The organism is Nocardioides sp. (assembly GCF_031422975.1).
In the GTDB taxonomy this organism is placed as follows: domain Bacteria; phylum Actinomycetota; class Actinomycetes; order Propionibacteriales; family Nocardioidaceae; genus Nocardioides.
Genome location: NZ_JANPEO010000084.1, coordinates 1 through 9,227 on the forward strand (window position 1 = coordinate 1; position 9,227 = coordinate 9,227).

Sequence of the window (9,227 nt, forward strand, 5' to 3'; positions counted from 1 at the left end):
CCATGGAGCTCAACCTCATGGGCGTCAGCGACGAGCTGCGCGACGCGTTCGTGCGTCGGCACGGCGCGAGCACCGACCGGGTGACCGAGTGAAGCCCCGCACCAAGGAGATGACCATCGACGAGGTGGTGGCTCGGCTGGAGAGCGGGATGACCATCGGCATCGGCGGGTGGGGGCCGCGGCGCAAGCCGATGGCGCTCGTGCGGGCCATCCTCCGCTCCGACCTGACCGACCTCACCGTCGTGTCCTGGGGCGGCGCCGACGTCGGGCTGCTCGCCGCCGCCGGCAAGATCAGGCGGCTGGTCTACGCCTTCGTCACCCTCGACTCGATCCCCCTCGAGCCGCTGTTCGCCCGAGCGCGACAGGACGCGACCATCCCCGAGATCTCCGAGTGGGACGAGGGGATGTTCTTTACCGGCCTCAAGGCCGCCTCCGAACGGCTGCCGTTCCTGCCGATGCGCGCCGGGCTGGGCAGCGACGTGCTGCGCAACAACCCGGAGCTGAGGACGGTGACGAGTCCCTATGCCGACGAGCAGACCTTCGTCGCCGTACCCGCCCTGACGCTCGACGTGGCGCTGGTCCACCTCAACCGCGCGGACGTCCACGGCAATGCGACCTACCTGGGCCCGGACCCCTACTTCGACGACCTGTTCGCGATGGCGGCCGACGAGGTGTACGTGTCGTGCGAGCGGATCGTCGACACGGCCGAGCTCACCCTCGACTCGCCGGTCCAGCGACTGCTGCTCCACCGGATGATGGTCACCGGCGTGGTCGAGACCCCCCACGGCGCGCACTTCACGACGTGCACGCCCGACTACGAGCGGGACGAGAGGTTCCAGAGGCACTACGCCACGAGCGCGGCCGAGCCCGGGGCCTGGGCGGCCTTCAAGGAGCGGTTCCTGAGCGGCGACGAGGCCGCCTACCAGGCCGCAGTTGCAGCGTTCGCGGAGGAGCAAGCATGAGCGAGTCAGGCATGGATGAGCGGTCCACCCGCGCCGAGGTCTGCGCCGCAGCGGTGGCCGACGCGTTCAAGGACGACGGCGAGATCTTCGGCTCCCCGATGGGCATCATGGCGACGCTGGGCGTGCGACTGGCCAAGCTGACGTCCAACCCCGACCTGGTCATCTCCGACGGCGAGTCGCTGTTCCTGGCCGGCGTCCCACCGCTGTTCGCCACCGGCGACGTGGTCGAGGGCTGGATCCCGTTCCGCCGCGTGTTCGACGTGGTGGCCTACGGCAAGCGCCACGTGATGATGGGCGCCAGCCAGATCGACCGGCACGGCAACCAGAACATCTCCGCCATCGGCGACTTCGCCCGGCCCGCGCGGCAACTCCTCGGCAGTCGTGGCGCACCGGGCAACACCGTCAACAACCGCACCTCCTACTGGGTGCCCAGGCACTCGCCCCGCGTCTTCGTCGACTGCGTCGACGTCGTCACCGGCGTCGGGCCGCGACGTGCGAGGGAGGCCGGGACGGCCGCGGCGGCGTTCAACGACATCCACCGGATCGTCACCGACCTCGGCGTCCTCGACCTGGGCGGCCCCGACGACACCGTCCGCCTGCTGTCCACCCACCCCGGCGTCACCGTCGAGGAGATCCAGGCCGCCACCGGTTTCGAGGTCCACGTCCACGGCCGACCGGAGGTCACCCGCGAGCCGGGCCCCGAGGAGCTCAGGCTGATCCGCGAGGTGCTCGATCCCCGCGGCCTCCGCCACCACGAGGTGCCGGCGTGATCCCCCAGCAGCTGAGGACCCGGCTCACCGAGCTCACGGGTGTGCGACACCCGGTCGTGCAGACCGGCATGGGCTGGGTCGCCGGACCGCGCCTGGTCAGCGGCACCGCCAACGCGGGTGGCCTCGGCATCCTGGCCGGCGCGACCATGACCCTGACCGAGCTCGAGCAGGCGATCATCGAGGTCATGGGCCGCACGGACGCGCCGTTCGGCGTCAACGTGCGGGCGGACGCGGCGGACGCACGTGCCCGGTGCGACCTGCTCATCGAGTACGGCGTGAGGGTGGCCAGCTTCGCCCTGGCTCCCACGCCCGAGCTGATGGCGAGGCTCAAGGAGCACGACATCGTCGTGATCCCGAGCGTCGGACTGGCCAAGCACGCCCGGAAGGTGGCGGGGTGGGGCGCCGACGCGGTGATGATCCAGGGCGGCGAGGGCGGCGGGCACACCGGCAGCGTGCCCACCTCGCTGCTCCTGCCGACAGTGCTGGACGCGGTCGACATCCCGGTCATCGCCGCCGGTGGCTACTTCGACGGTCGCGGGCTGGCCGCCGCCCTGGCCTGCGGCGCGGCCGGCATCGGGATGGGCACCCGCTTCCTGCTCACCGCCGACAGCGCGGTGCCCGAGGCGGTCAAGCGTTTCTACCTCGGGCACGACCTCAACGGCACCGTGGTCACCGACAAGGTCGACGGCATGCCGCACCGGATGCTCCGCACGCCCCTGGTCGAGCAGATCGAGGAGTCGTCGCGGCTGCGGCGCCTGTCCCCCACGCTCCGGCGCACGCTGGAGTTCAAGCGCGCCTCCGGCATGTCGTGGCGCGAGCTCGCCGTGGACGGGCGGGCGATGCGCAAGGCGCAGGGCCGGTCGCTGGCGCAGATGACGCTGGCCGCCAACACCCCGACGATGCTCAAGGCCGGGCTCGTCGACGGCGACACCGGTGCCGGCGTGCTCGCGGCCGGCCAGGTGGTCGGCGTCCTCGACGACCTGCCGACCTGCGAGGAGCTGATCGATCGGGTGGTCCTGCGGGCCGTGGCGGAGCTGCGCAGGGCAGCCGGCAGCATCGTCTAGCCTCGACCCGTGCTGATCTCCGACGAACACCGGATGCTGTTCGTCCACATCCCGAAGACGGGCGGCGCGTCCGTCGAGCAGCTGCTGCGCGAGATGTGTCCCGATGCCCGGTCGGTCGGCAAGCAGCGGCACGCGCGCTTGCGGCGGATCCTCACCCAGCACCCGGAGCTGGCGCCCTACTGGTCGTTCGGCTTCGTGCGCAATCCGTGGGCCCGGATGGTGTCGTGGTACGCCATGATCGAGACCTGGGACCGGCGTTGGGGGCCGGCCTCGGGCCGCCCGCAGGACAGCCGGTGGGGCTCCACGCGCGACGGCAATCCGCTGTGGCGCACGGTCGCCGCGTACGCCGACTTCGAGGAGTTCATCCTGCGGGGCACCGCCGAGATCGACCGGCTCGCGATGCCGCAGGTCGACTACCTCGTCGACGGTGACCAGCGCGCCGACTTCATCGGACGCACCGAGTCGCTGGGCGACGACATGGCGAGGGTCCAGCGCGAGCTCGGCATCGCGGTGACCGCGATCCCGCGCCGCAACACGACCTCGCACTCTTCCTACCGCGACTACTACTCCCCCGCGACCCGGAGGCGGATCGGCGAGGTCTATGCCAAGGACCTCGAGGCGTTCGGCTACGACTTCTGAGCGTGCCCGTGCGGGAGGTGTCTGGCCTTGCGCGGGCGGGTGGGTACGGCCAGGGGCGTGCCCCGTGCCCCGGCCCACTCCCCGGTGTCCAGCAAGCGTGACTGCACGGCGTACTCCGGCGCGAAGTAGTCGACGAGCTCGGCCCGCACCGAGTCCGTCAGCTCCGGGGCGACGCGTTGCCCGGACACGTTGCGCCGCTCGACGGACACGGCGGTGCCGAGGCGCTCGCTGAACCACGGCAACCACGCCCCGGGCCGCTCGACCGCGAACACGCGGTCCACCTCCACGACGCCGTCCACGGTGAGGAACTGACCCGGGCGCCCCCTCGGCGTCGGCGCCGTCGGATCACCGTCGACGTACTGCCTGGCAAAGCGCTCGAACGTCAGGTCGTGCGTGGAGTTGTCGCTGCCGTCGTCGAGCCGGGCGCGGTAGCGCCACCATGACTCGAGCCAGGCGATCGGGTCACGGAACATGGTGACGAGCTCGTAGCTGTCGCGCGGATGCCCGTCGGCGGCGAGGCCGGGAGCGATCCGCTTGGTGAATCCCGAGCAGCCGAGGTGCTTGCGACTCGGTGGCCGGTCGATGACGAGGGAGGCGTACGGCGCCAGCGCGGACTCGATCGAGGTCGACGCGCACTTCGGCATCGCCAGCAGCACGAAGCCGTGTGCGGGGAAGGCCATCATGGCGACCGATCATGGCAGAGTTAGGGTTCGGCTCGTGTCACGCCCGTCTGTCGCCGCCGCCGCCCTCCTGCTCGTGACCGGGCTGGCGCTGTCGGGCTGCACCCTGGGTGGGGACGAGGATCCCGTCCCCAGTCCGCCGCCCTCGACGTCCGGCGTCACGATCGGCGACCAGCCCAACATCGTGCTGATCACCTCCGACGACCAGACCAAGCTGGAGCTGAAGTGGATGCCGCAGACCCGGCAGCTGCTCGGCAAGGCCGGACTGACGTTCAACAACATGATCGCGCCGCACCCCAACTGCTGCCCGGCTCGCGCGCAGATCCTCACGGGGCAGTACGCCCAGAACAACGGGGTGCGCACCAACTCGCCGCCGTGGGGCGGGCACGAGGGTTTCGACCCGAGGACGGCCCTGCCGGTATGGCTGCAGGAGGCCGGCTACCGCACGGGCTTCATCGGCAAGTACATGCACGGCTACGACGAGCACGACGGCATCGAGCCCGGCTGGGACCAGTGGAAGCCGATCGTCGGCACCCTGTCGGACTACAGCTCGTTCCTGCAGTACGACAACGGCCGTCTCGTGCAGTTCGCCGAGACCGACTACTACACCGACGTGGTCGCCCAGCAGTCGGCCGACCTGCTGACCGACTTCAGCAGCACCAGCGAGCCGTTCTTCCTCTGGTCCAGCTTCATCGCGCCGCACGGCACCTGTCAGGGCAGCAGTGAGGCCGACTGCTCCGGTCCACCGCCCGCCGCCGCTCGGCACGCCGGGCTGCTCGGCGAGATCACACTGCCGTCGCTGGCGTCGCCGTCGTTCAACGAGGAGGACGTCAGCGACAAGCGCAGCGACGTCCAGGCCGCACCACGGGTCGACCCGGCCGCGCAGCAGACCATCTTCACGCAGCGGCTGCGAACCCTGGCCGCGCTGGACGAGGCGGTCGCCGGCATCGTGACCGCCCTGGAGGTCGCGGGCGCGCTCGACGACACCGTCATCATCTTCACGAGCGACAACGGCTACCTCTTCGGCGAGCACCGCCTGGTGGGCAAGAACGTTCCCTACGAGGAGTCCTTGCGGGTGCCGCTGCTGATGCGCGGCCCCGAGATCCCCGCCGGCGAGCACCGTAGGCAGACGGTGGCGATGCTCGACTTCGCCCCGACGATCGCCGAGCTCGCGGGCGCCGATCCCATGATCGACATCGACGGCCGGAGCCTGCTGGGCTACGCCCTGCAGGACCGTCGCCAGCGCGACCGCGGCCTGCTCATCCAGGCCGGGTCGAGGGGCAAGGACGAGGCCACTGCCTGGCGGTGGCGGGGGGTCCGCACGAAGCGCTACACGCTCGTGCGTTGGCAGGGCCCGCGCTTCGTCGAGCTCTACGACCGCACGAACGACCCCCACCAGCTCACCAACGTGGCGCTGGACCCGGCCTACCGCCGTGTCCGCCTCGTGCTTGCCGACTACCTCGACACGCTCGAGGCCTGCACCGACTCGACGTGCCGGACCCTGGCGCCCGACCTCCCCGAGCCGGCACCCACCACGGGTTAGAGACGCTCGATGATCGTCACGTTGGCCTGACCGCCGCCCTCGCACATGGTCTGCAGGCCGTAGCGGCCGCCGGTGCGCTCGAGCTCGTTGAGGAGGGTCGTCATCAGCCGCGTGCCGGTGGCGCCGATCGGGTGGCCCAGGGCGATCCCGCCACCGTTGACGTTGACCTTCTCGTGCGGCACGTCAAGCTCGACCATCCAGGCCAGCACGACGCTGGCGAAGGCCTCGTTGCACTCGAAGAGGTCGATGTCCTGGACCGTCAGGCCGGTCTTCGCGAGGGCATGCCTGGTGGCCGCGATGGGACCGGTCAGCATCCACACCGGGTCGTCCCCGCGCACCGACAGGTGGTGGATCCGGGCGCGCGGCGTGAGCCCGTGCTCGGCCACGGCTCGCTCGGAGGCGATCAGCATCGCCGACGACGCGTCGCAGATCTGGCTCGCGACGGCAGCGGTGATCCGCCCGCCCGGGGCCAGCGGCTGGAGCGCGGCCATCATCTCCAGCGACGTCTCGCGCGGGCACTCATCGCTCGCAAAGTCCCCGACCGGGGCGATCTCGCGGACGAAGCGGCCCTCCGCCGTCGCCGTCCGGGCCCGCTCGTGGGACGCCAGCGCGAAGGCCTCCATGTCCGCCCGGCTGATCGCCCACTTCTCGGCGATCATCTCCGCCGAGTTGAACTGCGAGACCTCGACGTGGCCGTAGCGTGCCGCCCAACCGGGCGACTCGGCGAACGGGGTGGTGAAGCCGTACCGGTCGGCGACCAGCATCGCGGCGCTGATCGGGATGGCCGACATGTTCTGCAGGCCACCCGCGATCACGAGGTCCTGGGTCCCGGACATCACGCCCTGGGCCGCGAAGTGCACGGCCTGCTGGGACGAGCCGCACTGTCGGTCGATGGTCACGCCCGGCACGTGGTCGGGCAGTCCCGCGACCAGCCAGGCGGTGCGCGCCACGTCGCCGGCCTGCGAGCCGATGGTGTCGCAGCAGCCCATGATCACGTCGTCGACGAGGCCGGCGTCGATGCCGGTCCTGACGACCAGTGCCGTGAGCACGTGGGCGCCCAGGTCGGCGGAGTGCATGGCGGCGAGGGCTCCGCCCCGCCTGCCGACGGGGGTCCGGACCGCGTCCACGATGAAGGCCTCAGGCATGGGCGATCCCCTCCAGCAGGATCGTGAGGTACTGGTCAGCCACGTCGCGGTGGCTCAGGGCGCCGCCCGGGCGATACCAGCGGACCGCGACCCACACGGTGTCGCGGATGAAGCGATACACGAGGTCGATGTCGAGATCGGCCCTGAGCACCCCGGTCTCGACGCCCTCGCGCAGCAGCGTGACCCACACGTGGCGCGACTGGGCAGCCCGATCGGCGAGATAGCCGAACCGCTCGAAGGTGCCGAGGTGGCCCGCCTCGTTCTGGAAGATCGCGACCTCGGCCGGGTGCTGGTCGATCGCCTCGAACGAGAGCCGGACGACACGGTCGAGCTTGGTGCGGGCGTCGGCGTCGGAGGCCAGCACTGCGTCGTACGCCGCGAACAGCTCCTCCTGGAAGGTCGAGAGGATCTCGTCGATCATCGACTCCTTGGAGTCGAAGTGGTGATAGAGGCTGCCGCTGAGGATGCCCGCGGCGTCGGCGATGTCGCGGACGGTGGTGAACGTGTAGCCCTTCTCGGCGAAGAGCGTGGCGGCGATCCGGAGCAGCTCGCTGCGCCGACCGGTGCTGGTGGCGGCAGGCTCAGGCATGTTGGCTGCTGACGGAGATGACCTCGCCGGTGAGGTAGGACGAGTAGTCGCAGGCCAGGAAGATCATCACGTTGGCCACCTCCCACGGCTCGGCCGCCCGACCGAAGGCCTCGCGCTGCGTGAGCTCGTGGAGCAGCTCGTCGCTCGTCACCTTCGCCAGGAACGGGTGCATCGCCAGCGACGGCGAGACGGCGTTGACCCGGATGCCGTGCGCAGCGACGTCGAGAGCGGCGCATCGTGTCAGCGCCATCACCCCGGCCTTGGCGGCGGCGTAGTGGGCCTGTCCCTCCTGCGCGCGCCACCCGACGACGGAGGCGTTGTTGATGATGACGCCCTTCGTGCCGGCGGCGATCATCCGGTTGCTGGCGGCACGCACGCAGCGCATGGTGCCGGTGAGCGTGATGTCCAGGACCCGGCTCCACTGGTCGTCGGTCATCTCCGTGATCGCGGCGGTGCCGCCGAGTCCTGCGTTGTTGATCATCACGTCCACGCCACCGACCTCGTCGGCCGCGTCGAGAAGGGCTGTCACGTCGGCCTCCTGGGTGACGTCGCAGACTCTCGACCGCACGCGCTCGGCACCGAACTCGTCGGCCAGCGCCGACCCGACCTCGGCGACGCGGCGCTCGTGGGTGTCGGACAGGACGACGGCCTTCGCGCCCTCCTCGAGGGCGCGGCGGACGACGGCCGCCCCGATACCTGCGCCGGCCGCGGCGGTGACGACGACCACCTTGCCCGCCAGCAGGTCGTGGGGCGCGACGTAGTCGGGCACCGGTTGCTCCGGTCGGGTGGCGGTCATCCGCGAGGCTCCTTGGGTAGGCCGAGCACACGCTCGGCGAGGATGTTGCGCTGGATCTCGTCGCTGCCGCCGTAGATCGTGTCGGCGCGGGAGAAGAGGAAGAGACGCTGCCAGGCGTCGAGCCGACAGCCGGGTCCGTCGCCCGCGGTCAGGGCGGCCGGACCGGCGATCGCCATCGCGAGCTCACCGAGGTCGCGGTGCCAGTTGGCCCACACGAGCTTGGCGATCGACTCGGCTCCGGGTGCGGGGGCGTCGAGGGTGCGCAGCACGTTGGCCCTCATCACCGCAAGACCGACCCTGGCCTGCGCCAGCCGGTCGCGGAGCACGGGATCGGCCAGGGTGCCGTTGGTCCTCGCGAGTGCCACCAGGTCGCTCAGCTCACGCTCGAAGCCGACCTGCTGGGCCAGCGTGGAGACGCCCCGCTCGAAGCCCAGCAGCGCCATCGCCACGGCCCAGCCCTGCCCCGGCTCCCCGACGACCAGGTCGCCGGCCGTGCGCGCTCCGGTGAAGAACACCTCGTTGAACTCCGAGCCGCCCGTCAGCTGCTCGATCGGCCGGACCTCGATGCCTGCCTGGTCGAGCGGGACGAGGAGGAACGAGAGCCCCCGGTGGCGCTGCGAGCCCGGCTCGGTGCGGGCCACCACGAAGATCCAGTCGGACAGGTGGGCGTTGGAGGTCCAGACCTTCTGCCCGTCGATGACCCACTCCGTGCCCACCAGCCGGGCCCGGGTCTGCACGTTGGCGAGATCGGATCCGGCGTCGGGCTCGGAGTAGCCCTGGCACCACAGCTCGGTGACGTCCTTGATGCGGGGCAGGAAGCGCGCCCTCTGCACCGGCGTGCCGTGCGCGATCAGCGTGGGCCCCAGCAGCTCCTCGCCGAGGTGGTTGACACGAGCGGGAGCCCGGGCGAGGGCGTACTCCTCGTGGAAGATCACCTGCTGCGTGAGGCTCAGGCCACGACCGCCGTGCTCGACCGGCCAGCCCACGCAGGTCCAGCCGTGTGCGGCGAGGTGCCGGTTCCAGGCCAGGCCGACCAGGTC

At 71.0% G+C, this 9,227-nt stretch carries 10 protein-coding genes; 5 read left to right on the top strand and 5 right to left on the bottom strand.

What is annotated here, in order from left to right:
* The first annotated feature begins 88 nt into the window (after window positions 1–88).
* Genes RMO85_RS02805 through RMO85_RS02820 form a run of 4 tightly spaced genes read left to right on the top strand, consistent with a single transcriptional unit; the run spans window position 89 to window position 3,434 of the window.
* Window positions 89–961, top strand: coding sequence for a CoA-transferase (locus tag RMO85_RS02805; protein ID WP_310526339.1), 873 nt, complete (start codon window positions 89–91; stop codon window positions 959–961).
* Window positions 958–1,731 (top strand): CoA-transferase, encoded by a 774-nt coding sequence (locus tag RMO85_RS02810; protein WP_310526340.1) that lies wholly within the window; start codon window positions 958–960, stop codon window positions 1,729–1,731. The genes RMO85_RS02805 and RMO85_RS02810 overlap by 4 nt, the downstream gene beginning before the upstream one ends.
* Window positions 1,728–2,795, top strand: coding sequence for a nitronate monooxygenase (locus RMO85_RS02815; RefSeq protein ID WP_310526341.1), 1,068 nt, complete (start codon window positions 1,728–1,730; stop codon window positions 2,793–2,795). The genes RMO85_RS02810 and RMO85_RS02815 overlap by 4 nt, the downstream gene beginning before the upstream one ends.
* Before the next feature lie 9 nt (window positions 2,796–2,804).
* Complete coding sequence (locus RMO85_RS02820; protein WP_310526342.1) at window positions 2,805–3,434, top strand: sulfotransferase family 2 domain-containing protein; 630 nt, start codon at window positions 2,805–2,807, stop codon at window positions 3,432–3,434.
* Here RMO85_RS02820 and RMO85_RS02825 read toward each other — a convergent pair.
* Window positions 3,422–4,117: a hypothetical protein gene (locus RMO85_RS02825; protein ID WP_310526343.1), complete on the bottom strand. Its 696-nt coding sequence runs from the start codon at window positions 4,115–4,117 to the stop codon at window positions 3,422–3,424. The two genes, RMO85_RS02820 and RMO85_RS02825, sit on opposite strands and share 13 nt — an antisense overlap.
* A gap of 34 nt (window positions 4,118–4,151) precedes the next feature.
* On the opposite strand from RMO85_RS02825, the gene RMO85_RS02830 reads away from it, so the two are divergent.
* A complete protein-coding gene (locus tag RMO85_RS02830; protein ID WP_310526344.1) occupies window positions 4,152–5,657 on the top strand; it encodes a sulfatase in 1,506 nt (501 codons plus the stop codon).
* Here RMO85_RS02830 and RMO85_RS02835 read toward each other — a convergent pair.
* The 4 genes from RMO85_RS02835 to RMO85_RS02850 form a co-directional block, all read right to left on the bottom strand.
* Window positions 5,654–6,802, bottom strand: a complete 1,149-nt coding sequence (locus RMO85_RS02835) for an acetyl-CoA C-acetyltransferase (protein ID WP_310526345.1) — start codon at window positions 6,800–6,802, stop codon at window positions 5,654–5,656. The genes RMO85_RS02830 and RMO85_RS02835 overlap by 4 nt on opposite strands.
* Window positions 6,795–7,391 (bottom strand): TetR/AcrR family transcriptional regulator, encoded by a 597-nt coding sequence (locus RMO85_RS02840; RefSeq protein ID WP_310526346.1) that lies wholly within the window; start codon window positions 7,389–7,391, stop codon window positions 6,795–6,797. Before RMO85_RS02840 ends, RMO85_RS02835 begins: the two co-directional genes overlap by 8 nt.
* Complete coding sequence (locus RMO85_RS02845) at window positions 7,384–8,187, bottom strand: SDR family oxidoreductase (RefSeq protein ID WP_310526348.1); 804 nt, start codon at window positions 8,185–8,187, stop codon at window positions 7,384–7,386. The genes RMO85_RS02840 and RMO85_RS02845 overlap by 8 nt, the downstream gene beginning before the upstream one ends.
* The coding region (locus tag RMO85_RS02850; protein WP_310526349.1) for an acyl-CoA dehydrogenase family protein at window positions 8,184–9,227 on the bottom strand (1,044 nt) is incomplete at its 5' end. The genes RMO85_RS02845 and RMO85_RS02850, both read right to left, overlap by 4 nt.